The organism is Qipengyuania seohaensis (genome assembly GCF_002795865.1).
GTDB lineage: Bacteria > Pseudomonadota > Alphaproteobacteria > Sphingomonadales > Sphingomonadaceae > Qipengyuania > Qipengyuania seohaensis.
The window spans coordinates 1,662,701-1,689,057 of record NZ_CP024920.1; the positions used below are offsets into that span (position 1 = coordinate 1,662,701).

Here is a 26,357-nt window from a genome sequence, read left to right on the forward strand (position 1 = left end):
AGCCGGTGCTTGGCCGGTGCGCAGCCAGAGGGGTGAAGGCGTGAAATACATCATCGCTGTCATCAAGCCATTCAAGCTCGACGAAGTGCGCGAAGCGCTCGGGAGTATTGGTGTGGCCGGAATGACCGTGTCCGAAGTCAAAGGCTTCGGACGCCAAAAGGGGCAGACCGAGATTTATCGCGGTGCCGAATATTCGACCAATATGCTTCCCAAGGTGAAGCTGGAAATCGCCGTGGCAAGCGGCCTCGCCCCGCAAGTCATCGAGACGATCCAGCAGACCGCCAGCACCGAAGCGATCGGCGACGGGAAGATCTTCGTCTTCGATCTCGCCGACGCCACCCGCATCCGTACCGGCGAAACCGGCGAAACCGCGCTGTGAGCCGCAAGGAGAGCACCATGACCATGCGTAAGATTCTTACCGGGGCCGGCGTCCTTGCCGCCTCGTTCACCACTGCCACGGCAGCTTTCGCACAGGAGGCGGCCGAAGCGGTTGCCGCTGTACCAAACCCCGGCAACAACGCCTGGATGATGACGGCCACCGTCCTGGTGATGCTGATGATCCTTCCGGGCCTCGCCCTCTTCTATGGCGGCCTGGCCCGCTCGAAGAATATGCTGTCGACGATGACGCAAATCGGCGCCACCGCGGCGCTGGCCATGCTTATCTGGGTAATGTGGGGCTACAGCCTCGCTTTCGGCGACACCACTTATGAGGGCGCTATCGGCCTCTTCATCAGCGGTGGCAGCTATTTCCTGTCCGGTACCGACGCGAGCAGCACTGCCGCGACGTTCACCGACGAGGTCATCAGCAAATACGTCTTCATCAGCTTCCAGATGACTTTCGCCGCGATCACCGCAGCGCTGATCCTGGGTGCGACGGCAGAGCGCATGAAATTCAATGCGGTCATGCTGTTCGTGCCGATCTGGCTGACGATCGTCTATTTCCCCATCGCGCACATGGTGTGGGCTGGCGGTGGCCTCTTGTTCGAAGACGGCGCGCTCGACTTCGCTGGCGGCACCGTGGTGCACATCAACGCCGGTATCTCGGGCCTCGTCCTTGCGTACCTCCTCGGCAAGCGCCGTGGCTGGCCGCAGGAGCCGATGATGCCGCACAGCCTCACGCTGACCATGGTCGGCACGGGCCTCCTGTGGGTGGGCTGGTTCGGCTTCAATGCCGGTTCGGCTCTGGAAGCCGACGGTTCGGCCGGTCTTGCGATGATCAACACCTTCGTCGCCACTGCAGCCGGTGCGCTGACCTGGATGGTGATCGAGCGGGCAGCGGGCCATAAGGGCAGCGCGCTGGGCTTCTGCTCTGGCGTTATCGCCGGCCTCGTCGCCGTCACCCCAGCCGCAGGCAACAGCGGCCCGTTCGGCGCGATCCTGCTCGGCATCCTGAGCTCGGCCGTCTGCTACGTCTTCGTCGCCAAGGTGAAGATGAAGTTCGGCTATGACGACAGCCTCGATGCTTTCGGCATCCACGGCGTGGGCGGCATCGTCGGTGCTATCGGTACGGCAGTCGTCTACCAGCCGTTCCTCGGCGGACCCGGAGACGGTTCGACCGCTCTCGGCGCACAGCTCTGGATCCAGACCTACAGCGTTCTCGTGACAATCGCCTGGGCCGGTATCGGGACTTTGATCGCGGGTCTTGTCGTCAAGGCTCTGATCGGACTGCGGGTCCCCGAAGACGCCGAAGTCGAAGGCCTCGACATCTCCGAACACGGAGAACGCGCCTACAACTGATCACCAACTCGGCGGGGCCGCCCTCTCTCTCCTCTCTCCTCACGGGCGGCCCCGCCCACCCATGTTCCTCCTGCGAACATAAGACTTTAACGGGCCGGTTCCCTCCAGGGGCCGGCCCTTTTTTTGTTGCAAAGCTGTCACACTATTTTTCGCTTCATTCTCCGTCTCACGAAATACTATTGCGCAAGCGCCTCCCGAAGCGTCAGATTCAATCACTGGGCTTTGTTCTCGGGAGGAGAGAGTAATGACTAATAATCAGAACAGTGTTCTTGCGACGCGTGCGGCGCTTCTGTGCAGTGCAGCAGCGCTTGTCGCTTCCGCGCCTGCAATGGCGCAGGATTCTCAGACACGGATCGAGACCGACGCGGTCGCAGCCGAACAGGCCGATCGCGCCATCATCGTGACCGGTACCCGCCAGGCCGACCGCTCGGCTGCAGACACCGTCGCACCGGTCGATATCGTTTCCGCTGCCGAGCTGAGCAACCAGGCCGATAGCGATATCGGCAATGTTCTTCGCGTTTCCGTCCCTTCGTTCAACGTGGGCACGCAGCCAATTTCGGACGCTGCCACGCTGGTGCGCCCCGCCAACCTGCGCGGGCTTTCGCCCGATAACACGCTGGTCCTCGTCAACGGCAAGCGCCAGCACCGTGCTGCGGTCATCGCCTTTCTCGGCGGTGGTATTTCCGACGGTTCGCAGGGCCCCGATATTTCAGTCATTCCGTCCATTGCGATCAAGCAGCTCGAAGTGCTGCGCGACGGTGCATCCTCGCAATACGGATCGGACGCCATCGCCGGCGTTCTCAACTTCATCCTGAAGGACAGCCCCGACGGCGGATCCGTGTCCGCACAATGGGGCGAGACTTATGAAGGCGACGGCGACAAGTACACCATCGCAGCCAATGTCGGCATTCCGGTAACGGCAGCTGGCTTCCTCAACCTGTCGGCGGAGTATGGCGAATCCGATGCGACCGTCCGTTCGGTCCAGCGCGACGACGCAGCCGCACTGATCGCTGCAGGCAACACCGCCGTCGCCGACCCCGCCCAGATCTGGGGCCAGCCGAACGTCAACGACGACATGAAGTTCTTCGCCAACTTCGGCCTCGAACTCTCGCCCGCGATCGAGCTCTACGCTTTCGGCAACTACGCCGAGCGCAATGTCGATGGCGGCTTCTTCTTCCGTAACCCGACCAACCGTGGCGGCGTCTATGCAGGACCGTTCGTCGATCCGGCTACCGGTGCCCCGCTTGCCGAGGCAGACGGCGGTGTCGCTTCGGTGCTGGTGGGCGACCTTTCGCTCGATACTGCGGGCGATTGCCCCGCCGGTATTCCGCTCACCCAAGGCGGACTGATCCCCGATCCGACCATCCTGGCGCAGGTGAGCGCGGACGCGAACTGCTTCTCGTTCGTCGAGTTGTTCCCGGGCGGCTTCACCCCGCGTTTCGGCGGCGACATCAAGGATTACTCGGCAGCCGTCGGCATTCGCGGACAGCTGTTCAACGCGCTCGATTTCGACCTCAGCTATCGCCACGGTCGCAACAAATCGAGCTTCTCGATCCGCAACACGGTCAACGCGTCGCTTGGCCCGAACACCCCGACCGACTTCAACCCGGGCGGCTATTCGCAGACCGAGAACGTGGTCAATCTCGACCTCGGCTACAATCTCGCCGTGGGTGAAGGCAGCGTTTACATCGCGGCCGGCGCCGAATATCGCGACGAGGAATTCGGCATCACCGCAGGTGATCCGGCGTCCTTCGAGCTCGGCCCGCTTGCGCAGCCGAGCACCGCCTACCCGACCGGACAGGGTTTCTCGACCAGTTCGAACGGCTTCCCCGGTTTCGCCACCAATTCGGCCGGTACGAGCAAGGAAGACAACAAGGCGGCTTACATCGATATCGAAGCCGACCTGATCGACGCGCTCACCCTGCAGGGTGCGGTCCGCTACGAAGACACCAAGAGCTTCGGCGATACCGTGACCTGGAAATTGGGCGGCCTGTTCAAGCTGTCGGATGCATGGCGCCTTCGCGGTACCTATTCGACCGGCTTCCACGTCCCTACCGCAGGCCAGGCGAACGTGATCAACGTCACCACGCAGTTCTCCAATGGCGAACTGCAGGACGAAGGCACCTTCCCGCTGTTCAGCCCCGCCGGCCTGATCGCTTCGGACTACATCGCGGATAGCGTCGCCAACGGCGGCCTCGGCCTCGACCGTCCGACGCTCGGGCCCGAAAAAGCCGACAGCTTCACCCTCGGTGTCGCTGGCGACCTGGGCGATTTCTCGGTCACGCTCGATTACTTCAACATCAAGCTGAAGGATCGCATCTCGCGTTCGTCGACGATCGATTTCCCGGCAGCGCTCTGCTATCTCGCCGATCGTGAAGGCGTTGCGAACAATTGCACCGCGACCTTCACGCCGGCTCCGGCAGAATTGCTCACGCAGCTCGATGCCGCAGGGGTGATCGACCGCAACAACTTCACCGGGTTCGAAGACCTCGTGGCCTTCACCTTCTTCAACAACGACTTCGACACCCGCACGCAGGGTCTCGACTTCGTGGCGAACGCAAGGTTCTACCCGATCGAAGGTGGCACCACGCGCGCCACGCTGGCGATCAACTACACCGAAACGGAAGTGACCGATGTTGGCCAGACCATCTCTGCCACCCGCGTTCGCCAGCTGGAAGAAAGCCTGCCCAAGTGGAAGGGCTTCCTGAACGTCACGCATGAACAGGGCCGTTTCCGCGGGCTCCTGCGCGCCAACTACTTCGGTAGCTACTACGAAGCCCACCTCGAGGATTCGACCCTGCCGATCGATGCATCGGCAGAGCTGACCTTCGATGCGGAACTTGGCTACGAAGTGATCGACGGCCTCGAACTGGCAGTCGGTGCGCAGAATATGTTCGACAACTACCCGACGCTGAACCCCTATTCGGGCATCGTGGGCGCGAAGTACGGCGAACGTTCGCCCTTCGGCTTCAACGGCGGCAGCTATTACCTGCGCGCCCGATTCCAGTGGTAAGCCACGGGTAGATACATCGATTGAAAGGGGCGGCCTGGATGGTCGCCCCTTTTTGTTTGAGGACCTGATGATGCTCGAAATCAGAATTGCGACCGATCAAGACGAAGAGGACATCCGCAAGCTCATGGACCTCGCGATCGAGCGATTGCAGGTCGGATATCTGACAGAGGAGCAGATCGAGGCGTCGAAGGCCGGAATGGGCCTGGACCGCTTGCTGATCGAAGACGGGACCTATTTCTGTGTCGTCGAGGACGGCATCGTCGTCGGGTGCGGGGGATGGTCACGCCGGGCTACGCTATACGGCGGCAATCATTCGGCGGGACGCGATCCGCGCCTCCTCGATCCCGCCACTGAGCGCGCCCGTATCAGGGCAATGTACACCCACCCCGATCACACCAAGAAAGGTATAGGGCGCCTCATCCTGAAGACAGCCGAAGCCGCTGCTGCGAAGGAAGGCTTCACCGAAATCGAGATGGCGGCCACCATGGCCGGCAAGCCGTTCTACGAGCGCTGCGGCTACCGGGTGGAAAGCGAGTGGGAGGACACCAATGGCGCGGTGCCCGTCCCCCTTGCCACGATGACGAAACGGCTCGCGCGCTAAGCGGCCAGTTCCGCCTTCACGAAATCGGCGCACCGTTCGCCGATCATGATGCTTGGCGCATTGGTGTTGCCGCTGACGAGGCGCGGCATGATCGATGCATCGGCGATCCATAGCCCATCGACCCCGCGCGCCTTGAGCGTCGGATCGACGACATCGCTCTCGTCCGCACCCATGCGGCAGGTTCCGACCGGATGGTAGACCGTGTCGGCACGGCTGCGGATCAGCTCGTCGAGCTGGGCGTCATCGTCGAGATCGATGGGATAGCGGTCCTGCGGATCGTATTTCGCAAGGCTAGGCGATTCCGCAATGCGGTGCGACAGCCGTACACCCTTGCGCAGCACCTCGATGTCGCGATCGTCGTCGAGGAAGTTCGGATCGATAACCGGGGCGTCGCTCGCCTCGCGGCTGGCTAGCCTCACCGTCCCGCGGCTTTCGGGCCGCAGCACACAGGCATGGAGCGAGAACCCGTGACCCTTCACGTTCTCGCGGCCGTGATCTTCCAGCATTGCCGGCACGAAGTGCCACTGGATATCGGGGGCGGGGGCATCGTCCATGACCTTCCAGAAGCCGCCTGCCTCGGCATAGGGCGTGGTCATGATCCCGGTCCGCTTGCGCCGATGCTCGATGATGGCCTTGGCCATTCGGGCCGTGCCCGCGAGGCTGCTGCCGATGAAGTCCTTGCTCTCGGTTTCCCAGCTGGAAACATAGTCGATGTGATCCTGCAGGTCTGACCCGACGGCGGGCTTGTCGATGACGACGTCGATGCCGTGTTCCTTCAGGTGTTCGCCCGGACCGATCCCGGACAGCATCAGGACCTGCGGCGAATTGAAAGCGCCTGCACAAAGCACGACCCCGCCTCTGGCGGTAACGGTGCGGCTGCGCTTGCCTGCCGAATAGGTCACGCCGGTCACGCGGCCTTCCGCGATTTCCAGCTTCTGCACCGTTACCCCGATCCTGATGTCGAGGTTTTTCGATCCCCTCTTGGGTTCGACATAGGCGCGGGCCGCTGACCAGCGCTCACCATCTTTCTGGGTAACCTGGTAGAGGCCGAAGCCTTCCTGCTTCGCGCCGTTGAAATCGGCATTGCGCGGCAGCTGCAACTGCGCAGCGGCTTCCACAAAGGCGAGGCTGCCCGGGTTCGGCCATTTCTGGTCGCTCACCCAAAGAGGGCCGTCGTCGCCATGGAATTCGTTTTCGCCGCGCACATTGTGTTCGGCCCGTTTGAAATAAGGCAGCACATCGTCATAGGACCAGCCGGTACAGCCGAGGCTTGCCCACTGGTCGTAATCGAAGGAATTGCCGCGGATGTAGACCATCGCGTTGATGGCCGATGATCCGCCCAAGCCTCTCCCGCGGGGCTGGTATCCGATGCGCCCGTTGAGGCCCTTCTGCGGGACCGTGTCATAGCGGTAGTTCGATGCGTTGCGCAGGAAGGGCATGAAGCCCGGCGTGCGGATCAGCATGCCATTGTTGCGCGGGCCTGCCTCGAGCAGGCAGACGCGCTTGCCCGCTTCTGCCAGCCGCCCCGCAACTGCACTGCCCCCGCTGCCGCCACCGACAACGACTACATCGAATTCATCCATGATAACTCCTCTCGATTCGAGAGGTTAGGCAGCCTCGGCGTCGCCTGCAATCGGGTTTTCACTTGAAACCTGTTTTGGTGCCGTCCCCTGCCGTTCGAGCCATGCGGCGCGGATCTGGTCGCTCGTCTCGCGGCTGCCGTCATGCGTCCAGCCGGGCTCGCGCAACAGATAGCCGAGCTTGCTGCCCCAAGGCGCGCGCCACATGTCCTGCGCTATGCCGATCCATTCATGGAACACTGCCCACAGCAGGTTGAAACTGCCGAGCTGCTTGACGATCCCGTAGCGAATTTTCTCATCCTTCACCTCCGGCTCGAAGGTCCCGAACATCTTGTCCCATACAATGAAGACACCGGCATAGTTGCGGTCGAGATAGCGCGGGTTGGTGGCGTGGTGGACGCGGTGGTGGCTGGGCGTGTTCATCACCGCCTCGAACCAGCGGGGCATCTTGTCGATCGCCTCGGTGTGGATCCAGAACTGGTAGATGAGGTTGAACCCTCCCGCGAGCGCGATCATGCCGGGGTGGAAGCCGATCAGCACCAGCGGCAGCGCGAAAGCGAAACCCAGCGTCAGGAATCCGGTCCAGGTCTGGCGGAGCGCGGTGGAGAGGTTGTAATGCTGGCTCGAATGGTGGTTCACATGGCTCGCCCAGAACCACCTGACCCGGTGGCCGAAGCGATGAACCCAGTAATATTTGAGGTCGTCGAGCACGAAGCACAGCGCAAAGGCCCACCAGCTCCATTCGATGTCGAACAGGCGGAACTGCCAGACCCACTGGAACAGGGCGAAAAACAGGCCCCCGAAAAGCAGTCCTGCGACCGTGCTGCCAAGGCCGAAGGCAAGGCTGGTGAGCGTATCCTTCGGCTCGTAGCTTTCGGGTCGCTTGCGCCAGGCCCAGATCATCTCGATCAGGACGAGGGCGACAAAGCCGGGGACGGCGAGTTCGGTGGGTGAAAAATCGGGCATGGCTCTGCGCTACTGTATCGCCTCGATCGCCTGCATCCAAGCTGAAGGATCGGGGACCTGAAGGCGCGCCGCGCCATACCGTTTCTCTGCCGTGTCGATCAGTAGGGCGTCGCCGTCGCGGGTGACTACCGCAGCGTTTGTCAGCAAACGTCCTGCGAAATGACTCCCGTGCTGCCGGAGCAGGAGGATGCGTCCTTCCGTATCGCGCATGAGTGCGCCAGCACCGTCCCGGTCGAGAGCGATCGCGACTGGTTGGAAACCGCTGACCGCTTCGTCCGCCGCCGTGCGTGCCGCTTGCTCATTCTGGAGGCGCGGAGGCGGCCCCAGCCGCAAGGCGAAGGCCAGGCCTGCGAGCGCAAGGATGGCGACCAGCGATCCGAGAAACTGGAGAAGGGCGGGTGGGATGTCCATTGCGATACCGATTGGCACGCGCTTCGCTTTGCGGCAAGCTTGGCCAAACGGAGAGATGCACAATGAAAAAACTGGCCCTGATACCTCTGGTCGCCGCCTGCCTTTCCATGCCACTTGCTGCACAAACTGCGGATCCGGTGGCGGAGGTCGAAGCGCAAGGCGATCGGACTGCGCGCGTATCGCAGCAGATCTGGGACTGGGCGGAACTCGGTTTTCTCGAGAACCGGTCTAGCGGCCTGTTGCAGGACGAACTGCAAAGCGAGGGATTCAAGGTCGAGGCAGGCATTGCGGACATTCCAACCGCGTTCCTCGCCGAATGGGGCGAGGGCGGGCCGATCATCGCTATCCTCGCCGAATACGATGCCTTGCCCGGTATCAGCCAGACCGCTGCGCCCACGCGTCAACAGTCGGAACACGGTGCCGGTCACGCCTGTGGGCACAACCTGTTTGCAGGCGGCTCGCTGACGGCTGCGATCGCGGTGAAGCGCTGGCTCGAAAAGACAGGAACGCCGGGGCGTATCCGCCTTTATGGCACGCCGGCCGAAGAGGGTGGATCGGGCAAGGTCTACATGACCCGCGCCGGGCTGTTCGACGATGTCGACGTCGCACTGCACTGGCACGCGGCCGACGAAAACAGCGCTGCGGCCCGGACCAGCCTCGCCAACCGGTCCGCCAAGTTCAGGTTCCGCGGGATCTCAGCCCATGCAGCCGGTGCCCCCGAACGCGGACGCAGTGCGCTGGACGGGGTCGAAGCCATGAACATGATGGTCAACATGATGCGCGAGCACACCAGCATGGACACGCGCATCCACTACGTCATCACCGAGGGTGGATCGGCCCCCAATGTGATCCCCGACTTTGCCGAAGTCTTCTACTACGTGCGCCATTCTGACGCCGCAGAGGTGCAGGCACTATGGACGCGCCTGGAAGCGACGGCAAAAGGCGCTGCCATGGGCACCGGCACAGAGGTCGAGTGGGAAGTGATCCATGGCAACAATCCGTTGCTCGTCAACGAAACGCTCGCTCGTGCGATGGATCGCAAGCTGCGTAGCCTCGGCGGGATCGAGTACACTGCGGAAGAGCGTGCGTGGGCCGAGGAAATCTCGAAGAGCTTCGGGGAGAATGCTGAACCGCTCGAAGAAGCGGCCAAGGTCCAGCCCTATGCCAAGACGCTGGGTTATGGATCTACCGACGTCGGCGACGTGTCCTGGGCGACCCCGACCGTCGGTGTTCGGACGGCGACCTGGGTGCCGGGCACCAGCGCGCACAGCTGGCAGGCAGTGGCGGCAAGCGGACATTCGATCGGCCACAAGGGTGCACAGCTGGCCGCCAAGGCACTTACCCTGATGGCAGCCGAGCTTTTCACCAATCAGGAAATGCGAAAGGCGGCGCGCGCGGAATTCGACGCTGCCCGGGGCGAAGACTACGAATATGTCTCGCTGCTGGGAGACCGCGATCCTCCGCTCGACTACCGCCAGTAATCAGCCGCGGGCGTTAGCGGAGAGCGCATCCATGGCCGGACGAATGGGCGAGATATCGTAGCCGCCGCTGCGTGCAGCCGCGGCAATGGTGTCGGGGTCTGCGCCGCTTGCCGCCTGTGCCAGCGACCACAGGAAGGTCGATCGTGTGCCCGAGCGGCAAAAGCCCAGCACCTTGCCGTCGGTCTTGCTCAGCGCATCGCGCAGCGCTTCGACTTGCGGCTGGCTGAAGCCCGCCGAGCCTACCGGGATAGCGACATAGTCGAGGCCGGCTTCGCGCGCGGCAGATTCGATCGCCGCGCCTTCCGGCTGGTCCGCTTCTTCGCCATCGGGACGATTGTTTACGATCAGCGAGAAGCCCTGCACCTTGGCGTCGGCCACTTGCGCCGGATCGATCTGGGGGCTGACATAGAAATCGTCGGTGATCTTGCGAAACTCGCTCATGCGGCATCTTCCTTGGCGAGGGCAGCGATTTTCGCCCGGCGTTGGCGCTGGACGATGTTGAGGATTTCGACCCCGACGGAAAAGCCCATGGCTGCGTAGATGTAGCCCTTCGGAACATGGAAACCGAAGCCGTCAGCGATCAGCACGAGGCCGATCATGACGAGGAATGCGAGGGCCAGCATGACCAGGGTCGGGTTCTTCTCGATGAACTTTGCAAGCGGGTCCGCCGCGACCATCATGATGCCGACGGTGATCACGACGGCGGTCACCATGATCGGTATGTCATCCGTCATACCAACTGCTGTGAGGATCGAATCGACCGAGAAAACGAGGTCGATGGCGACGATCTGCGCAATCACCGCACCGAAAGTGGCGGTGGCAGCCGAAGCGATTCCCGGCGTCTTGTCCAGCAGATCGCCCGAATCGTCTTCTGGCTCCATCGAGTGATGGATTTCCTTCGTAGCTTTCCACAGCAGGAAGAGGCCGCCTGCGAGCAAAATCAGGTCGCGCCCGGAGAAGGCCGTTTCGAAGCTGGCTTTGTTGGTTCCCTCGACAGGAGGGCCCACGATCCCGAGATCGAACAGTGGAGTCTGCAAGGTGACGAGCCAGCCGATCAGCAACAGCATGCCAATTCTCATGATCAGCGCCAGCGCCAGGCCGATACGCCGGGCGCGCTGTTGCTGGTGTTCCGGGAGCTTGTTGGAAAGGATCGCGATAAAGATGAGATTGTCGATCCCAAGGACGACCTCGAGGGCAATCAGAGTGAGCAGCGCGAGCCAGGCTGCCGGGTCGCTGAGAAGCTGCAGAATTTCCATGTCGATCCGATGCCGAAACACGATGGTGCTTGCAAGAGAAGAAACCTGCGCAATCTCATGCGAAAATGTCACAATTGCTCGCGACACTTGGTGTAAATGCTAAATCATTCGCTTGACGCGCGGTTTCGCGCTATGCGTAATGGTTTGAGGGGTAGGTCTCGCGCTTCACGCTCGTGCCTGCCCGCGTCCGGCGCGTTTCAGCTCCCGCGCCGTCGCAGTGAGTTTCGAGCTGAACGACAAGGTATTTGCAGGGTTATGGGTTACGATAGAGGGCGCCGTCGCGGTCGGGACAAGCGGGACGGTTTCGGGGAAGACAGTTACGATCCGTTCGGTGGTCCGGGCGGTGGTTTCGAATCGCAGGGCGGCGGCTTCGGTGGCGGTGGTGACCGCTTTGGCGGCGGCAACGATCGTTTCGGCGGTGGCGGCGGCGGTGGCGGCGGTGACCGCTTCGGCGGCGGCAATCGCGGCGGCGGCGGCGGTGGCGGCTTCGGCGGCGGACCACGCGGCGGCGGCGCTGGCGGCGGCGGTGGTAACCGCATGCCTGCCCAGGTTGTCGGCACCGGCAAGGGCAAGGTGAAGTTCTTCAATACGCAAAAGGGCTTCGGGTTCATCCAGCAGGACACCGGCGGCGAAGACATCTTCGTTCACATCAGTGCTGTCGAACGTGCTGGCCTCGAAGGCCTCGCGGAGGGACAGGAACTGGAATTCAACCTCGTGGACCGCGGCGGCAAGGTGTCGGCGCAGGACCTGCAGGTCGTCGGCGATGTCATTGCCGTCGAAACGCGCGCTGAAACTCCGCGTCGCGAACTGACCGGCGAAAAGGCGAGCGGAACCGTCAAGTTCTTCAATTCCATGAAGGGCTTCGGCTTCCTCACCCGCGACGACGGCCAGCCCGACGCATTCGTGCACATCAGTGCCGTCGAGCGTTCGGGCCTTTCGGCCATCAACGAGGGAGAACGCTACGAGTTTGACCTCGAAGTCGATCGCCGCGGCAAGTACTCGGCGGTCAATCTCGTTCCTGCGGAATAATTTCCGCCGGTTTCCGTAGCGCCGGTTTGACCCGGCGATACAGAAGCAATAGATCGTCGATCATTACGCAGATGGCGGTTCCCGTTCGGGGCCGCCATTTGTCGTTTCGCTTTTCGTGAATACCGGAGGTCCGATGTCGATTACCCCGTTGATGCCCGTCTACCCGCGTTGCGGCGTACGCCCCGTTGAAGGTGACCACTGCCACCTGATCGACGAAGATGGCACGCGCTATCTCGACTTCGCCAGCGGTATTGCCGTCAACCTGCTCGGCCACAGCCACAAGGGCCTGATTGGTGCGATCCAGCGCCAAGCCGAAAAGCTGATGCACGTGTCGAACCTTTACGGCAGTCCGCAGGGCGAAGAGCTTGCCCAGCGGCTGGTCGACAAAACTTTCGCAGACACCGTCTTCTTCACGAACTCCGGCGCTGAGGCGGTCGAGACTGCAATCAAGACCGCGCGCGCTTACCACCAGCACGAAGACGGCGATTCCAACCGTACCGAACTTATCACCTTCACCAACGCCTTCCATGGCCGCACGATGGCGACCATCAGCGCCTCCAATCAGGAAAAGATGCACAAGGGCTTCCACCCCTTGCTCGCAGGCTTCCAGTATGCCGAGTTCGACAATCTGGAGAGCGCCAAGGCGCTGGTCAGCGACAAGACGGCGGGCTTCCTCGTCGAACCCATCCAGGGCGAAGGCGGGATCCGTCCGGCGTCGGATGAATTCATCCACGGTCTCAAGGCCATGTGCGACGAGCACGATCTCATGCTCGTATTCGACGAAGTGCAGTGCGGCGTCGCCCGAACCGGCAAGCTCTATGCGTACGAACACTACGGCGTCGAACCCGATGTGATGGCCAGCGCCAAGGGCATCGGCGGCGGCTTCCCGCTCGGCGCCTGCCTCGCGACCGAAAAGGCTGCGCGCGGAATGGGCTTCGGCACGCACGGATCCACCTATGGCGGCAATCCCTTGGCGATGGCCGCAGGCATGGCCGTGATGGACGCTGTCGCGAATGACGAGTTCCTCGCGGAAGTCACCGAAAAGGGCGAGCGCCTGCGCAGCCGCCTCGAACAGTTCATCGGGAATTATCCCGACCTCTTCGATCTCGTCCGCGGCAAGGGACTGATGCTGGGTATCCGCATGAAGGTGGAAAGCCGGCCGTTCTTCGTCCACCTGCGCGACAACCACCAGCTGCTGTGCGTGGCTGCAGGTGATCAGACGCTGCGCGTCCTGCCCCCGTTGGTGGCAGGCGATGCAGAGTTCGACGAATTCCTCGACAAGCTTTCCGCCGGCGCGGCAAGCTTCGATCCGGAAAGCTGAGGAGGGCGGCAGTGAAGCATTTTCTCGACCTGTCGGATGCGGGTGGGGATGCTATCGCCGCCATGCTCGCCGACGCGCAGGACCGGAAGGCGGCACGCACGGACTGGCCGAAAGGCAAGCCTGACGCGGACCTGCCGCTTGCCGGTCTGGTCCTTGGAATGATCTTCGAGAAGAACTCGACGCGTACCCGCGTGAGCTTCGACATGGCGATGCGCCAACTCGGTGGCACCAGCCTGATCCTCGATGCTGGCACCAGCCAGCTTGGCCGCGGTGAGAGCATCGCCGACACCGCCCGCGTACTCAGCCGGATGGTCGATGCGATCATGATCCGCACAGACGACCATGCCAAGGCACAAGAGCTCGCCCGTCACGCCAGCGTGCCGGTGATAAACGGCCTCACGGACCGCTCTCACCCCTGTCAGATCGTGGCCGATCTTCTGACACTGGTCGAGCATGGCAAGGCGTTGCCCGGCCTTGAGCTTGCGTGGCTAGGGGATGGCAACAATGTGCTGCATTCCATTCTGGAGGCAGCCGCGCTGTTCAAGTTCAACGTTCGCGTAGGAACCCCCGGTGGCTATGAGCCGGACGCCGAATTCGTCGATATGGCGCGGTCCGCCGGTTGCGAAGTGACGCTGACCAACGATGCCGTCGAAGCGGCGCGCGGCGCGGATGTGGTCGTGACGGATACATGGGTTTCGATGGGGCAGGACCACGCTGAAGCCAAGCTTGCAGCGATGGCGCCTTTCCAGGTCGACGAAGACTTGATGGCGCTGGCAAAAGCGGATGCGAAATTCCTGCACTGCCTGCCCGCCCATGTCGGCGAAGAAGTGAGCGAAGCAGTTTTCGAAGGTGCCCAGTCGGTCGTCTTCGACGAGGCCGAAAACCGCATTCACGCGCAGAAATCCATTCTGCTCTGGTGTCACGGCTTGCTCGGTTAGGCCTTGGGGTCTGTAAATTCGGGTGCGCCGCACCATATTGCGCCGAATGACCGATAATCAGCCCGCCCTGGACGAAACTTTCGCCGGAAAGACCCTATCATTCGCCATCCCGACGCGGGATGCTCGCGGTCGCATCGTGCGGCTGGATACTGCCCTCGACGAAATTCTCTCGGCGCACGATTACCCCGCGCCGATAACGCACTTGCTTGCCGAGGCGCTCGTGCTGACGTCTCTAATGGGCGGGCTGCTGAAGGGCGAGGGCTCACAAGTCACGATGCAGGCTCAGACCGAAGCCGGTGCCATCAATTTGCTCGTATGCGATTATAAGGACGGGGCGCTACGCGGATATGTCGATTTCGACGAGGAAAGGCTCGTCGAACTTGGCGCTAACCCGTCGCTCTTTGCGCTGTTCGGCAAAGGGTACCTCGCCATCACTTTTGATATGACCGGTGGACGTGGCCGTTATCAGGGTATCGTGCCACTGGAGGGCGATTCCCTCGCCGAAGCGTGCGAAGCGTATTTCTTCCAATCCGAACAGGTCCCGACCCTGATCCGTACCGCAGTTCGCGCAACCGGGGGAAAGTGCCTGGCTGCGGGAATGCTGGTTCAGCATTTGCCTGACGGAGAGGAAGGGCGCGAGCGTCTTCACGCGAGGCTCGACCATCCTGAATGGGAGCACGTCTCGATCCTCGCGGGTTCCCTGCGACACGAAGAATTGCTCGACACGGACCTGTCGCTCGAAGCAATCGTCTGGCGCCTTTTTCATGAGGAAGACGAGATCAGGATTAGCAGCGGCCATACAATCGAGAAGGGCTGCAGGTGTTCGATCGAACACTACGAAAGCGTGCTTGCGAAGTTTGCAGAATCCGAACGGGCCGAAATGCGTGATGAGGACGGAATAATCAAAGTCGATTGCGCGTTCTGTTCGCGCCAGTTCCCGATCGAGGCCTAGCCTGTTATTGTAGGCGTCTGGCGAGAACGGGAACTAGGTCGTTCTGCAGCGGTTCAGCGCAGAATATTCATTATCTTGCCCTAGATACGAGATATCAGGCACGTAGATCGAGGTATTTGGTAAAAGTGACCGGAAAACAGAAACTTGGCGTGATCGGAGGCGCATTGGCACTGCTATGCGTGGGAACCGTCGCGTCGCCGACACTTGCCCAGTCTTCTCTCGCCATGCTCGATTCGCTCGAAAAGGGAGAATGGCAGCTTCGTTTTCGCGACGGGTCTCCGGCGCGCAAGGTCTGTGTGCGTTCCGGTCGTGAACTGATCCAGCTGCGCCACACGGCCAACGGATGCAATCGCTTTGTGGTCGAAGACGGCCGCAATGAAGTGACCGTCCAGTATACCTGCCCTGGCGACGGCTATGGCCGAACCAATGTGCGGAAAGAAGGCCCTGCGCTGGTACAGATCGACAGCCAGGGAATTGTCGGCGGACGTCCCTTCCAGTTCTCTGCCGAGGCGCGCCGCATCGGTTCTTGCCGGTGAGCATTGCCCGCGAAGGGTGAAGGCACTAGCTGCCATTCCATGAGCAAAGTGAATACAGCGGATTCGCCGCCGGCAGTCGTCTTGCTGTCGGGCGGTTTGGACTCGATGGTCAGCGCAGCTCTCGCGCGAGAAGCGGGATATGCGGTCCACGCCCTGACAATCGATTACGGCCAGCGTCATATCCGCGAGCTTGAGTCAGCGAGAAACATCGCGCGGCTTCTCGATGTGTCGCGGCATGTCGAACTGCCTCTCGACCTACGCAGGTTCGGTGGCTCGGCGTTGACCGATGATATCGACGTGCCGAAGGAGGGCGTAGGTGACGATATCCCGGTCACATACGTTCCTGCGCGAAATCTCGTTTTTCTCGCACTCACGACGGCCTTTGCGGAAAGCGTGCACTCGCGGGATATCTTCATCGGCGTCAATGCACTCGACTATTCCGGTTACCCCGACTGCCGACCTGAATTTATCGCCAGCTTTGCCGAAACCGCGCGGCTGGGGACCAAACAGGGCGTCGAGGGAGAGCCGTTCTCGATTCACGCGCCGCTCCAGCACATGAGCAAGGCCGACATTGCGCGCGAATGCTACCGCCTTGATCTCGATCCGTCATGGAGCTGGTCCTGTTACGATCCGACGGCAGAAGGTACCGCCTGCGGCGCATGCGATTCCTGCCGACTTCGTCGAAAGGGCTTTGACGAAGCGGGGCTAGTCGATACGACAGTTTACGCGCCAGGAGCGCCTGATTTGAGGGAGTAGGATTTTGAGCCAGAGCGACGTGACAAGCGAGACACCAATCGAAGCGTCGCCTCAATCAGATGCCAAAGTCCCGCCATATAGCTGGTATGCGCTGGGCGTCCTCGTCCTCGTCTACGTCCTCAATTTCATCGACCGCCAGATCCTCTCGATCCTTGCTAACGACATCAAGGCCGATCTCGGGGTCGAAGACGACTACCTCGGCTTTCTCTACGGTACTGCCTTCGCAGTCTTTTACGCGCTCTTCGGCATCCCCCTCGGCAAATTGGCCGATAGCTGGAAGCGCATCCGGCTGATGGCGATCGGTCTGGCATTGTGGTCGACGATGACTGCGCTGTCGGGTTTCGCCAAGAACGCGGGCGCGCTCACAGCTGCGCGCGTGGGCGTGGGCGTCGGCGAGGCGACTGCAAGTCCTTCGGCGTATTCCTTGATTTCGGATTGGTTTCCGGCGCGACTGCGCGCGACTGCGCTCGCGATCTATTCGAGCGGCCTCTACATCGGTGGCGGCATCTCGCTGCTGATTGGCGGCCTTGTCGTCGAGAACTGGAACGAGGCCTATCCCGATGGTGGACCGCTCGGCCTGGTCGGTTGGCAGGCGGCGTTCCTGTCGGTCGGAATTCCCGGCCTGCTGCTTGCGCTTTGGGTACTGACCCTGCGCGAGCCGGTGCGCGGAGAGATCGATGGACTGCCCACCCCGGAGAATCCGCGTCCATTTCGCGGCTTTTTCCAGGAGCTGTTTCAGGTCATCCCGCCTTTTACCCTCATCGGAGCGTTTCAGCGCGGCATCGGAGCCTTCGCCATCAATGTTGCGGGGCTTGCAGCCTTCGCCGCGACCGCGATTTTCCTCACGTCGATCACGCCAGGGGCCTCGGCATATCTTTCCGAAGCTGTTGGGCTGACCGCAGCGGGCGTGCCGGTCAGTGATCAATGGCTTTTCCTGGGTGTCGGCTATTACGCCGTCTTCAGCTGGGCGACTGCTCTATACACCCGTGACCTGCCAACTTTCCGACTGACCTGGGGTTCGCCAGCGTTCCTTAGTGTTGTCCTTGGATATGGCACGGTGGCCTTCATGGCCTATGCTGCGTCCTATTGGGGGGCGCCCTATGCAGAGCGTGTCCTTGGAGCGGCCAAGACAGACCTCGGCTGGTTTCTGGGAGCGCCCTCGGCCGTCGCCGGATTCCTCGGGGTGATCCTGGGCGGTCGTATGGCGGATTATTTGCTCGAAAAGTTCCAGAACGGTCGCGTAATGGTCATCTTGTTCGGGCTGCTGGCGTCGCTTCCGCCAATCGTAGTCGCCTACACGACCGACAGCCTTACGGTATTCTATGTCGCGAGCTTCATTGCGCAAATGACCGGAGCTTCGGCGCTTGGTGCGGCTGCGGCCAGCAGCCAGGCGCTGGTGCTACCGCGGATGCGCGGAATGGCGACGGCAATTTTCTTCCTGTCGACCACCCTGATCGGTCTGGGAATCGGACCGTTCCTTGCGGGGTATGTTTCCGCTGTCAGCCCCGGGGGCCTGAGCACCGGGATGCTGACAACCCTTGTGGCTGCACCCTTCGGCTTCGTCCTGCTACTTGCCGCTCTCAAACTGGTACCAGCTGCGGGCGAATCCGTGCTGGAGCGCGCCCGTGCAGCTGGCGAGCCAGTCTGAAAGCTTGGTTAGCTTGCGGCTTTGAGTACGCCGCAGGCGATGCGAGAGCCGGCATCGCCTGCCGGATCGCTGCGATAATCGTCCGGTCCGGCGTGGATCATGACCGCGGTTCCGTCTGCGTCGAATATATCGCCGAGTATGTCATCGGCGGAACCGGAGAGGTCGTACTGGGCGGTTGCGCGACCTGACTCGTTGGCGACTAGGTTCGCGAGATCACCCAGATGTTTGCCGGCAGGATTTTCACTACCGTGTTCGCGGCCCGCAGGATTGAGATGGCCTCCTGCGCTTTGGAAGCCGGGGCTTTCGCACTTGCCGGTAGTGTGCAGATGGAAGCCATGAGGCCCAGGCTCTAAGCCGGTAACTGCTACTCCCATCGTGACGGTGCTACCGTCCGAAAGAAGCTGTACGGTTCCGGCAGGCAGCCCGTTGGCGAAAGCGAGGGTGGCGCTACCGACGCGCTCGGTAGGGAGGTTGCCGTAAGTTGAGCACGCCCCAAGCTGGAGTGCTGCGGAAATCGCGACGAGTGCTTTTGCGTACTTCATCGTTAGGGTCCCCTGTTGGTTTGGATTACAAGGCACCAACGAAAAAGGGGCCGGATTGCTCCGGCCCCTAATCCTGTTTTCACTCGGTGAGTGAAATTACATGCCCGAACCCGGACCGTAGGTGACTTCCACACGACGGTTCTGGAGTTCGCGAACGCCGTCGGCGGTCGGAACGCGCAGCTGCGATTCGCCGAAGGCTTCGCTGCTGATGCGACCATCGGGAATGCCGCGTGCGCTCAGGTAATCACGGACCGACGAGTTGCGACGCTCAGCCAGACCCATGTTGTACTGTGCCGAACCCGACGTGTCGGTGTGACCCGCCAGCATGACCGAAGCCATGCCGCAGTTGGCGTAAGCCGAAACTGCGTTGTCGAGGATCGTTGCCGCTTCCGGAGTGATGTCCGACTCGTCCCAGTTGAAGAAGACGATGTACGGGCCCTGCTGGCAGACCGGAGCCGGCGGCGGAGGCGGAGGCGGCGGAGGCGGCGGGGGCGGAGGAGGCGGCGGCGGCGGGGGCGGCGGCGGCGGCGGAGGGGTAGGCGCACCAAAGTTGTAGGTGAGCGTGCCCATCAGCGAGTGCGTACGCAGCTTGCCGTCGAGTTCACGGCCGCCGAGATCGACAACCTGTACGTCTTCAGCGGTGAACATGCGATAACGCAGGCCAACGTCGACATTGTCGGTCAGCGGAGCGTTGATGCCAGCGAGAAGCTGCCATGCGATATCGCTGCTCGAGTCATCAATCGACGGGCTGCCCGTGTCGAAGATGCGGGTTTCGACGCTCGTACGAGCAACACCGATACCACCACCGGCGTAGAGCTGGAGGCCGTCGTCGGGACCGAAGTCAAACAGGCCGTTCAGCATGAAGCTGAGCGAGTTGACGCTGCCGGTGCCGAATGACTCACCAGCCGTAGCGTTCAAACCCGAACCGACTGCCAAGCCGGTCGTGCCAACATCGACAGTATCTAGATTGGCGTCACGATAGCTGACTTCTGCTTCCAGGCGGAAAGCGCCGAAGTCGTAGCCCACATAGCCGCCACCGTCATAGCCGGTTTCGAGGTCGACGCTGAGCGTATCAAGCGTTGCGCCGTCTTCATCGTTGAGATTGAGGTCGAGATCTTCAGCGATCATCGGGCCGAATTCGGCGCCGATGTACCACGAATTATCTCGTGCGAGGGCAGGCGACGCAAGGGCCGTAGAGGCCATCGCCATTCCTAGGACGAAATTCCGCATTATTTATTTCCCCTTTTTGCGAATTGGAGCCACCGAGTGGTGGTTATCTAACTTTCCCGCTCACACGTGGCAAGCAGGCATTGGACGGGAACTGTTGCAAGAATGTCGCGATTCCCGTCGAAATACAAAGCTGTCCGAGCGATATCTCACTCTCGGACATCACTCAAACGACGTCTTTGGAATACGGTTCCAAACTATCAAGCGAATAAGCCGTATTGCCTTAGTAGCGCGATCAAATCCTCGATCGCTGTTCGCGCCTGTACGTCGATAAAGTCGCCATCAGCGGGAATAGTTGGCGCTTCAAGGCGTTGCCAGCCGTCCCGGTAAACCAGGGAAGACGCGCTCGACCGCTCATGAACAACAAGCCCGGCAGTAGGCGACGCGAAGGTCCATTGACTGTCGATCCACCCCGCGAGTGAATCGGTATGCCCGATCCAGTCGTCTGTCGGCTGCTCACCAACAATATAACACGACCCGGAAACCGGCGTTTCAGGTGGTGTCGACAAAACTTGTTCGACAACCGGGTTAAGCAGCATGTCGATCCGCGACAGCGCTTCGTTGACGAAAAATTCTCTCTGTGCCTGGCCCGAGTATAGGAAGGGAAGCTGGTGACGAGGGGTACTGCTCGAAAAGCCGGTCGATTGGCTCATGGGTCATTCCTTGTTGGTTCGGACTAAAGGGCATCCCGCAGCCGGAGGGCGCGCGACTTGGCATGGCTGCCGCATTGCCGCACCCAAATCGGCTCTTCGGGGAACTGGAGGCGAAGGTCGTCGACCTCTTCGGCCGGAATTGCGTAACGTGGCTGACCCGTAGTCCAGATGACATAGGGGGACTGTTCTGGCCCAAGCCCGACCTCGTATGCTTCGGTTTGTTCGACAAGTGGTTGTTCGACTTCATCGAGCCAGGTCCAGCCGCCCCTTGCTCGGCGGGTCCATTCGAGTTCGACAGATCCGAAAGCATCAGTCCCGCTTATGCCGTGAACAGGTGAAAGTGGCCTGAGCGACGCGTTGGCGCCCTCGATCTGAGCGCGAGCGGGTTGATCGTCGGTGATCCCAAAAGCGTAGAAAGTCGAACCGGCTGCCGAGAGAACTGCAGAGGTCAGCCTGATGAGCTTGTCGTCCAAGAGGGTCACGTCGGAGCCGGGCTGGTGACCTGCTGATGCATCGAGTTCGGTTCCACCCCGGCCACGCAAGAGGCCGGTAAGCCTCCACCGGCCTCCTCCGAGGGACACCGAAGACAGAAACTGGATTATCTCCGTCCCGATCAGGATGCGGTTGGCCCCCGAGGCTATCCCCTCGATATCCGTATCGCGCAATCTTTGCGCCGCGTCTTCGAGCACCACCTCGCACTGCGAAGCGGATTCGAAACGCAGTCCGGATGAAGGCGGCAACGGTGTATGCAACTTGCCATTTGCGGCACGCCGGGTGGCCGAAAGACCCGTGTCGTCGAGACCGCCAGCGATCTGGGTGAAAAGCCTTGCACCCGACCACCGACCCGATGATGCCCCGATTGCCGCAAACGCCACGCGCTCGGAAGCGGATCCGGTCCCGTCCCAAGGCAGCTCGAAAACACGCAGCGACGTCTCTGCACCAAGGCGATCGAGCGGGCGCCATGGATCGCCCGAGTCTGCTGGCTGCGCTCCTGCCGCACCGCTTCGATATCGTGCCAGCTGCAACTCCACGCCCCGTTCGCGCCACTCCCAGCTCGTGACCAGCCAGAGTCCGGAACGCCCAGGCACACTGACGATCGTTCCAGGCGCAATCTTCGGGTCGAGCTCGGCGATCCGATATGCCAAGGTCTCGGCCATGAACCCCGACAGTCTATTCGCGGTAATCGCGACCTGCTTTGCCTTCTCAGCAGCCATGACGCCCGGAAACTCGAAAACATTCCAGTCGCTCTGCGATGCGTCGGTTTGCTGAAGCCCGGGTTGGTAGTCTCGGTTTGCGTCATAGTATCGTAAAGCCGAAAAGCCGGCTTGGCGCGTGTCTTGCCGCGCTGATGCATTGCCCGAGCGGGGTGCGAATTCCGCATCGTCCCACGCCGATGGAGCCGGGAGTTTCGGGATCTGAGCCTCGGAAATCGCGGACGAACGAATTTCGAAAGTAGCGTCCCCAATCACGGGGTGTATGGGCTTCAACCGATCGACCAGCGAGATAATATCGCGATAACTGCCCTGTTCGTGGCTGAAACCGAGAAGCTCGGGAAATTCGGTATCGCCATCGACTTCGGCGGCACTGTCGCGGAGCAACTGCCAAAGGAAACGGCCTCCTTCGCCCGCGAAGACTTCAAAGCTGAGCGCAGGGATGCGGTTGCCGAAATCGGTCAGGTCGAGATCTTCGAACACAACATAAGCGAGGCCGCGATGGGCCGGGCACTTCGATCCCAGGACTGCCTCGAGAAGCGGGTCTTTGTCCTGATCCCCGTGTCCCTTGTGAATGCGCAGCGTTCCCCCGGACTTCAGATCGCCTGCAGAACCTCTCAGCAAATTGCCGTCGGCCCAGATGCGGCCGACGCCATCGATCGGCAGACTGGAGAGGGCGATGGCGAGGCTGACCGAATAGCTGTAACTGGTGCTTTCCGGTTTCCCCTTGCCTCCGCCTTGGATTGAGGAATTTTCCTGCAGGTCGGTCGACCAGAAGATGGTTCCTGCCGATCGGGTCGCACCATATTGGCCGGCAATCGGTGTGCCATAGCTGGATGCCGATACCGAAAGCTCCTTCAGCCGAGGTCCTTCCTTGGATCCTGGCTTGAAAAGCTGTCCATCGATGGTTCGGCCGACAACGGCACCGATCGCTCCCCCGATAGGACCGAATACGCTGCCTGCGGCGGTCAGGACGAGAGTGGCCATATTTCCTCCAAGGTATCTGGAATGCGCCAATGCGCACGCCTAGGCCATTGCGGCACCGCGCTCTGACAAACGACGCGGCGCAAACCCGCGTGGGCGTGGACGAATTGTCGCATGGGGTTGAGCGTAACTACGTGAAACTGGGTGGGCCCAATTTCGACAAGCTGGATATCGCCTCCGATTGGGCGCCCTTGCGCCCGCTCGAGCCCCAGCCGGTCGGCGAAGGCCACGAAAGGGGATATGTCCGCGTTTCTAAGGCGATACGAGTGAGGGAGTTCCAGCCCGATGCAGTCGACACCGGTTTCAGGGTCCCTACCGAAAAGGCGGAAAGGTACACCGACCAGCGCCTGTACTTCGCAAGCGAAGCGTGCAGACAAGCGGTTCATCGCGGCTGCGGATATTGGGTCAGGTGATCATTTCCGGGCAGGAATGGTTCGCCCTGGAAGTTGATTGCATTGCCGAACCTGTCCGCACACGCAGCGATCGTTCCGTTGCAGCCTTCTCTCAGGATCGCCCGGTGACCGGCTTGCTGACCCTCGGCGATCGGTCGGTCCAGAACCAGGTCTTGCCCCGAGTAATCGATGATAGTCGCTTCTATTCCGGCTTGAGGTCCGTCCAGCCAGCGCAGTTTTCCCGCCAGGTAATTCGACGGTTCGGCCAGATCGAACCGGACGGCGTCCGATGTGTAGTCGATAGCTGTTGCGACCCGTCGAACCTCGAAGCGTGATGACGGCAACGTGCATCCGTGCCCGCAAAACCGCGCCCTGCAAGTGGGGCTGGAGCGGGGGACCGGGTCCTTATCGAGCTGGCGTTTGATCGAACTCAACTGGGCTTTGAACTGGCCGTCTTCCCTTGCAAGGGCGTCTATCGAACCGATGTAGAGACGCGCATTTTCGAGCGTTTCCCAATCAACCACTCCGGTTTCGATTCGCGCACCGTCGAAGCGGCCCGTGGCGATGTCTTCGGTCCGGATCGTATCGTGGCTCAACGCACCGTGGACTTCTGCTTCGTCGTCCGACAGATCGATGGTCCGCCGCACGGAAGAAGGTAGCAGTGCCGGAGCGCTGCGGTGCCGGATTCCCGAGAAATACAGGTCGCGATCGTGGGTGGTGAAAGCCAGGGCAGCGCCGTCCTTGCGGTAAATGCGCCAGTACGCGGCGACGGTATCGAGCTCGCGATCGAAAAATACGCGGGTCATGCCCCCTCCCGTATCTCGATGAGCGGCACGGAAGGCGCCTCGCCTGCTGCGAATGTGGCGCCGGAAATGTCGATGCGATCTTCCGCGAACCGGACAGGGACGTCGAACTGAAACCCGGCCCTCACTTGGGCACCATCGGCGGGCGGAGTCTCGAAGCGGATTTCGCCCATGCCCACGTGGCTCCAGCCGCTGGCGGGACTGTTGTCGACGCTGACTAGGATAGAGCCATCTACCGGCCTGGTAATGGGCCGCTCTTGGCCGTCATAATTGCGCTTCAATTGGAATGACGCCTGGATACCGTCGCCGACGCCCAGGAGTTCGTCGGTCATTGTCGGCTCGCCATCGCCGTCGCGCGAGCTGAAATCATAGGGATCGCGCAGCCGAAAACCGCGAGCAGGGCCGTATCTCGCGCGGAAGAAATTGATCAGGGTGGCGAGCTCCTTCTGCGAGCGAACGCCCGGGCCGACATCATATTGCATGCGGGCGTCGGACCACAGGGCATTGCGGCGTTCATGGCCCGAGGACGTGACCGCAACCGTAGTGGAGAATTCCGGGCTGATCCGGGTCTCGCGCCCCAGGGCGAGCGGGAAATGGACATCGTCGAAGGCTTGCATGTCAGTGTCCTCGTGATTTGGAAGGCGAACGTAACCGTCGCGCGCGATCTGTGGCAGCGCCCACACGAAACGCTGTTCGACCCCGCGCTCGCGTGCTTCATCGAGGCAGGCATCGATAGCGGGCCAGGCGCGCTCGGCATCGGCCGGGTCGAGCACGAAGCCGGATAGGTAATCCGTAGCGGTTTGGGGGTAGGCGAGCTTCTGGTCGACGAATGCGTAAGCCGACCGGCGCAAGGCATCGCGGCCGCTCGTCAACCAGTCGTAATCTTCGAGCTGCAACCGGTCGAACGCCGGAGCCGCCCAGCCGGTCGGCAGACACGCGCGGTGCAGTTCCGGCATTTCCGGATCTAGGACGGTAGGCGTGAACGTAAGCAGCAATATCTCGGCCGAAGAGGGCCCAGCGTCCCTGACTGCCTGGGCAAGGTCCGTGGTAGCTTGCGCAAGCAGGGCACCTGCCGCATCGAGATAGCTCGTCTGGGCGCTATTCATCGGGTCGCGCATATCCGTGATGGCGTCCGCACCGGACGGCAGCGAAGCGAGGGCAAGCGGATCGTAGAGGCATGGAGCCCTGTCGGAGGGTCGCACCCACCACCATGGTTCGCCGATCTGGAACAGGGCATCGCCTCCTGCAGAGCTAAGCATGGCAACGAAGCGTGTCGCCACGCCCTGCAGGAACTGCATGGCCTCCGGATTGGCCGGAGACAGGAGCGTCGAAGGAGGCTCCCAGCCAGTCAGGGCCTCGCCTCCGTCATGAGCGCGCTGCTTCCATTCCGGCGGGCAATAAGCATCGAATAGTTCGAAGCTGAGCGAAACGATCGGCGCGAAATCCATGGCTATCGCCTCGGCGAAAAAGGATTCGTGCCAGCGCCTTGCAGGAACTGCCAGTTCTCCTGCCGGGTCCGCCAGCTGGGAATTTCCCGACGCGACCAGCGACATGAAATGGCTCATTCCGACATAGTGAACGATCCTTCCCCGATAGCCGAGGTTCTCGGCAGTACGCAGGATGCGCGAGGGGGTCTGGTGGTAACTGTCGTCATAGGCCGTCGCGATCTGTTCTTCATGCGGAGGGGCGATAATGTCGCCGATCTCGATGACTGCGCGCTCGCCCTCTGCCATCAGCTCGCTGATCGAAACGGAGCCGGCAATTTTCTCCGCGAGCGGCTGGCTACTGCCCTGCACGTAACCGATCGGTGCCAGGGAGATGAACATCAGGTCGATGTCCTTGGGCCACACGATCTCGCCGGGAAGCGACCAGCCTGCCTGCAAATCGGAGAACCTCAGCTCGATCCGCGCGTCTTGCGGCGTCCCGGTGGCATAGTTCCACAAGCGCACGTACCAGCTCCGCGCCTGCCCGGAAGCATCACGGCCCTCGATGGTGAGGGTCGGGCCATGAGGCGCATCGAGGGGTAGTACGCCTGCGCCCTGCCATCGAAATCGCAGGACACAATGGGAGTAATCGCGCTCTGTCTTGTAGGCGAGGAGGGGATGGTCGAGCAGATCCTCGCTTTCCCAGATCAGCCCTGCAAGTTCACCTTCATGCAGGAACTCGCAATCGACGCGCAATGCATCGGGAGCGGTCCTGACCACGCTGGCCATCATTGGGCGCGGGAAGTTGATGGTCCAGAAGCGTGGGTCGAACCGTTGGATCCAGTCTTTGTGCTGGTCGGTTCGTTCCTTGGCGAGCCAGAATGCCATTGTCGCCT

The 26,357-nt window shown here is 61.6% G+C and carries 24 protein-coding genes; 13 read left to right on the forward strand and 11 right to left on the reverse strand.

Annotation, left to right across the window (positions count from 1 at the left end):
* Window positions 1–40 precede the first annotated feature (40 nt).
* The 4 genes from CVE41_RS08205 to CVE41_RS08220 all read left to right on the forward strand — a co-directional run bounded on the left by CVE41_RS08205 (window position 41) and on the right by CVE41_RS08220 (window position 5,351).
* Window positions 41–379: a P-II family nitrogen regulator gene (locus CVE41_RS08205; protein ID WP_100261446.1), complete on the forward strand. Its 339-nt coding sequence runs from the start codon at window positions 41–43 to the stop codon at window positions 377–379.
* Between the two features lie 17 nt (window positions 380–396).
* Window positions 397–1,737 carry an ammonium transporter gene (locus CVE41_RS08210; protein WP_100261447.1) on the forward strand — a complete coding sequence of 447 codons (1,341 nt, stop codon included), beginning with the start codon at window positions 397–399 and terminating at the stop codon, window positions 1,735–1,737.
* A gap of 244 nt (window positions 1,738–1,981) precedes the next feature.
* Window positions 1,982–4,750: a TonB-dependent receptor plug domain-containing protein gene (locus tag CVE41_RS08215; protein WP_100260205.1), complete on the forward strand. Its 2,769-nt coding sequence runs from the start codon at window positions 1,982–1,984 to the stop codon at window positions 4,748–4,750.
* A 67-nt stretch (window positions 4,751–4,817) separates the two neighbouring features.
* A complete protein-coding gene (locus CVE41_RS08220; RefSeq protein WP_100260206.1) occupies window positions 4,818–5,351 on the forward strand; it encodes a GNAT family N-acetyltransferase in 534 nt (177 codons plus the stop codon).
* Here CVE41_RS08220 and CVE41_RS08225 read toward each other — a convergent pair.
* From CVE41_RS08225 to CVE41_RS08235, 3 genes are read right to left on the reverse strand one after another with little or no spacing between them, the layout of a single operon-like run.
* Entirely contained in the window at window positions 5,348–6,934 is a 1,587-nt protein-coding gene (locus CVE41_RS08225) for a GMC family oxidoreductase (protein WP_100260207.1), read from the reverse strand. The two genes, CVE41_RS08220 and CVE41_RS08225, sit on opposite strands and share 4 nt — an antisense overlap.
* 24 nt (window positions 6,935–6,958) lie before the next feature.
* Window positions 6,959–7,897, reverse strand: a complete 939-nt coding sequence (locus CVE41_RS08230; RefSeq protein ID WP_100260208.1) for a sterol desaturase family protein — start codon at window positions 7,895–7,897, stop codon at window positions 6,959–6,961.
* Window positions 7,898–7,906: 9 nt separating this feature from the next.
* On the reverse strand, window positions 7,907–8,308 hold the full coding sequence (locus tag CVE41_RS08235; RefSeq protein WP_232725609.1) for a hypothetical protein: 402 nt from the start codon (window positions 8,306–8,308) through the stop codon (window positions 7,907–7,909).
* 62 nt (window positions 8,309–8,370) lie between these two features.
* On the opposite strand from CVE41_RS08235, the gene CVE41_RS08240 reads away from it, so the two are divergent.
* Entirely contained in the window at window positions 8,371–9,789 is a 1,419-nt protein-coding gene (locus CVE41_RS08240; protein WP_100260209.1) for an amidohydrolase, read from the forward strand.
* Here CVE41_RS08240 and CVE41_RS08245 read toward each other — a convergent pair whose 3' ends face one another.
* Window positions 9,790–10,230, reverse strand: coding sequence for a TIGR01244 family sulfur transferase (locus CVE41_RS08245; RefSeq protein ID WP_100260210.1), 441 nt, complete (start codon window positions 10,228–10,230; stop codon window positions 9,790–9,792).
* Complete coding sequence (locus CVE41_RS08250) at window positions 10,227–11,045, reverse strand: TerC family protein (RefSeq protein WP_100261449.1); 819 nt, start codon at window positions 11,043–11,045, stop codon at window positions 10,227–10,229. The genes CVE41_RS08245 and CVE41_RS08250 overlap by 4 nt, the downstream gene beginning before the upstream one ends.
* A gap of 255 nt (window positions 11,046–11,300) precedes the next feature.
* Between CVE41_RS08250 and CVE41_RS14965 the strand changes: the two genes are divergently transcribed.
* The 7 genes from CVE41_RS14965 to CVE41_RS08285 all read left to right on the forward strand — a co-directional run bounded on the left by CVE41_RS14965 (window position 11,301) and on the right by CVE41_RS08285 (window position 18,225).
* Window positions 11,301–12,074 (forward strand): cold-shock protein, encoded by a 774-nt coding sequence (locus CVE41_RS14965; protein WP_100260211.1) that lies wholly within the window; start codon window positions 11,301–11,303, stop codon window positions 12,072–12,074.
* 133 nt (window positions 12,075–12,207) lie between these two features.
* Window positions 12,208–13,395: an aspartate aminotransferase family protein gene (locus CVE41_RS08260; protein WP_100260212.1), complete on the forward strand. Its 1,188-nt coding sequence runs from the start codon at window positions 12,208–12,210 to the stop codon at window positions 13,393–13,395.
* 11 nt (window positions 13,396–13,406) lie between these two features.
* On the forward strand, window positions 13,407–14,333 hold the full coding sequence (argF, locus tag CVE41_RS08265) for an ornithine carbamoyltransferase (protein WP_100260213.1): 927 nt from the start codon (window positions 13,407–13,409) through the stop codon (window positions 14,331–14,333).
* Window positions 14,334–14,379: 46 nt separating this feature from the next.
* A complete protein-coding gene (gene hslO, locus CVE41_RS08270) occupies window positions 14,380–15,285 on the forward strand; it encodes an Hsp33 family molecular chaperone HslO (protein WP_100260214.1) in 906 nt (301 codons plus the stop codon).
* Between the two features lie 224 nt (window positions 15,286–15,509).
* Entirely contained in the window at window positions 15,510–15,821 is a 312-nt protein-coding gene (locus CVE41_RS08275) for a hypothetical protein (protein WP_232725610.1), read from the forward strand.
* A gap of 39 nt (window positions 15,822–15,860) precedes the next feature.
* Window positions 15,861–16,577: a 7-cyano-7-deazaguanine synthase QueC gene (queC, locus tag CVE41_RS08280; protein WP_100260216.1), complete on the forward strand. Its 717-nt coding sequence runs from the start codon at window positions 15,861–15,863 to the stop codon at window positions 16,575–16,577.
* 4 nt (window positions 16,578–16,581) lie between these two features.
* Window positions 16,582–18,225, forward strand: a complete 1,644-nt coding sequence (locus CVE41_RS08285; RefSeq protein ID WP_232725611.1) for an MFS transporter — start codon at window positions 16,582–16,584, stop codon at window positions 18,223–18,225.
* Between the two features lie 8 nt (window positions 18,226–18,233).
* Here CVE41_RS08285 and CVE41_RS08290 read toward each other — a convergent pair whose 3' ends face one another.
* The 4 genes from CVE41_RS08290 to CVE41_RS08305 all read right to left on the reverse strand — a co-directional run bounded on the left by CVE41_RS08290 (window position 18,234) and on the right by CVE41_RS08305 (window position 22,845).
* Window positions 18,234–18,767 (reverse strand): superoxide dismutase family protein, encoded by a 534-nt coding sequence (locus CVE41_RS08290; protein ID WP_100260217.1) that lies wholly within the window; start codon window positions 18,765–18,767, stop codon window positions 18,234–18,236.
* A gap of 96 nt (window positions 18,768–18,863) precedes the next feature.
* Window positions 18,864–19,997 carry an OmpA family protein gene (locus CVE41_RS08295; protein ID WP_198507627.1) on the reverse strand — a complete coding sequence of 378 codons (1,134 nt, stop codon included), beginning with the start codon at window positions 19,995–19,997 and terminating at the stop codon, window positions 18,864–18,866.
* A gap of 197 nt (window positions 19,998–20,194) precedes the next feature.
* On the reverse strand, window positions 20,195–20,647 hold the full coding sequence (locus tag CVE41_RS08300; protein WP_100260219.1) for a DUF2793 domain-containing protein: 453 nt from the start codon (window positions 20,645–20,647) through the stop codon (window positions 20,195–20,197).
* 23 nt (window positions 20,648–20,670) lie between these two features.
* The gene (locus CVE41_RS08305; RefSeq protein ID WP_100260220.1) at window positions 20,671–22,845 is read right to left on the reverse strand and encodes a GTA baseplate fiber-binding domain-containing protein; all 2,175 of its coding nucleotides are present in this window, start codon (window positions 22,843–22,845) and stop codon (window positions 20,671–20,673) included.
* A gap of 47 nt (window positions 22,846–22,892) precedes the next feature.
* Here CVE41_RS08305 and CVE41_RS14610 point away from each other — a divergent pair, with 47 nt between their 5' ends.
* Window positions 22,893–23,255 carry a hypothetical protein gene (locus CVE41_RS14610; protein WP_232725612.1) on the forward strand — a complete coding sequence of 121 codons (363 nt, stop codon included), beginning with the start codon at window positions 22,893–22,895 and terminating at the stop codon, window positions 23,253–23,255.
* Here CVE41_RS14610 and CVE41_RS08315 read toward each other — a convergent pair.
* Together CVE41_RS08315 and CVE41_RS08320 are read right to left on the reverse strand one after the other, a co-directional pair.
* Window positions 23,225–24,040, reverse strand: coding sequence for a DUF2163 domain-containing protein (locus CVE41_RS08315; RefSeq protein ID WP_100260221.1), 816 nt, complete (start codon window positions 24,038–24,040; stop codon window positions 23,225–23,227). The genes CVE41_RS14610 and CVE41_RS08315 overlap by 31 nt on opposite strands.
* Entirely contained in the window at window positions 24,037–26,349 is a 2,313-nt protein-coding gene (locus tag CVE41_RS08320; RefSeq protein WP_100260222.1) for a DUF2460 domain-containing protein, read from the reverse strand. The genes CVE41_RS08315 and CVE41_RS08320 overlap by 4 nt, the downstream gene beginning before the upstream one ends.
* Between the last annotated feature and the right edge of the window lie 8 nt (window positions 26,350–26,357).

Excerpts from the sequence above, each read along its gene's own strand:
- CVE41_RS08260 (WP_100260212.1), top strand. The coding sequence starts at position 12,208 with ATGTCGATTACCCCGTTGATGCCCGTCTACCCGCGTTGCGGCGTACGC.
- CVE41_RS08220 (WP_100260206.1), top strand. The coding sequence starts at position 4,818 with ATGATGCTCGAAATCAGAATTGCGACCGATCAAGACGAAGAGGACATC.
- CVE41_RS08245 (WP_100260210.1), bottom strand. The coding sequence starts at position 10,230 with ATGAGCGAGTTTCGCAAGATCACCGACGATTTCTATGTCAGCCCCCAG.
- CVE41_RS08210 (WP_100261447.1), top strand. The coding sequence starts at position 397 with ATGACCATGCGTAAGATTCTTACCGGGGCCGGCGTCCTTGCCGCCTCG.
- CVE41_RS08300 (WP_100260219.1), bottom strand. The coding sequence starts at position 20,647 with ATGAGCCAATCGACCGGCTTTTCGAGCAGTACCCCTCGTCACCAGCTT.
- CVE41_RS08315 (WP_100260221.1), bottom strand. The coding sequence starts at position 24,040 with ATGACCCGCGTATTTTTCGATCGCGAGCTCGATACCGTCGCCGCGTAC.
- CVE41_RS08215 (WP_100260205.1), top strand. The coding sequence starts at position 1,982 with ATGACTAATAATCAGAACAGTGTTCTTGCGACGCGTGCGGCGCTTCTG.
- CVE41_RS08250 (WP_100261449.1), bottom strand. The coding sequence starts at position 11,045 with ATGGAAATTCTGCAGCTTCTCAGCGACCCGGCAGCCTGGCTCGCGCTG.
- CVE41_RS08290 (WP_100260217.1), bottom strand. The coding sequence starts at position 18,767 with ATGAAGTACGCAAAAGCACTCGTCGCGATTTCCGCAGCACTCCAGCTT.
- CVE41_RS14965 (WP_100260211.1), top strand. The coding sequence starts at position 11,301 with ATGGGTTACGATAGAGGGCGCCGTCGCGGTCGGGACAAGCGGGACGGT.
- CVE41_RS08225 (WP_100260207.1), bottom strand. The coding sequence starts at position 6,934 with ATGGATGAATTCGATGTAGTCGTTGTCGGTGGCGGCAGCGGGGGCAGT.
- CVE41_RS08305 (WP_100260220.1), bottom strand. The coding sequence starts at position 22,845 with ATGGCCACTCTCGTCCTGACCGCCGCAGGCAGCGTATTCGGTCCTATC.
- CVE41_RS08240 (WP_100260209.1), top strand. The coding sequence starts at position 8,371 with ATGAAAAAACTGGCCCTGATACCTCTGGTCGCCGCCTGCCTTTCCATG.
- queC (WP_100260216.1), top strand. The coding sequence starts at position 15,861 with ATGAGCAAAGTGAATACAGCGGATTCGCCGCCGGCAGTCGTCTTGCTG.
- CVE41_RS08235 (WP_232725609.1), bottom strand. The coding sequence starts at position 8,308 with ATGGACATCCCACCCGCCCTTCTCCAGTTTCTCGGATCGCTGGTCGCC.
- hslO (WP_100260214.1), top strand. The coding sequence starts at position 14,380 with ATGACCGATAATCAGCCCGCCCTGGACGAAACTTTCGCCGGAAAGACC.
- CVE41_RS08295 (WP_198507627.1), bottom strand. The coding sequence starts at position 19,997 with ATGCGGAATTTCGTCCTAGGAATGGCGATGGCCTCTACGGCCCTTGCG.
- CVE41_RS08275 (WP_232725610.1), top strand. The coding sequence starts at position 15,510 with ATGCTCGATTCGCTCGAAAAGGGAGAATGGCAGCTTCGTTTTCGCGAC.
- CVE41_RS08230 (WP_100260208.1), bottom strand. The coding sequence starts at position 7,897 with ATGCCCGATTTTTCACCCACCGAACTCGCCGTCCCCGGCTTTGTCGCC.
- CVE41_RS08320 (WP_100260222.1), bottom strand. The coding sequence starts at position 26,349 with ATGGCATTCTGGCTCGCCAAGGAACGAACCGACCAGCACAAAGACTGG.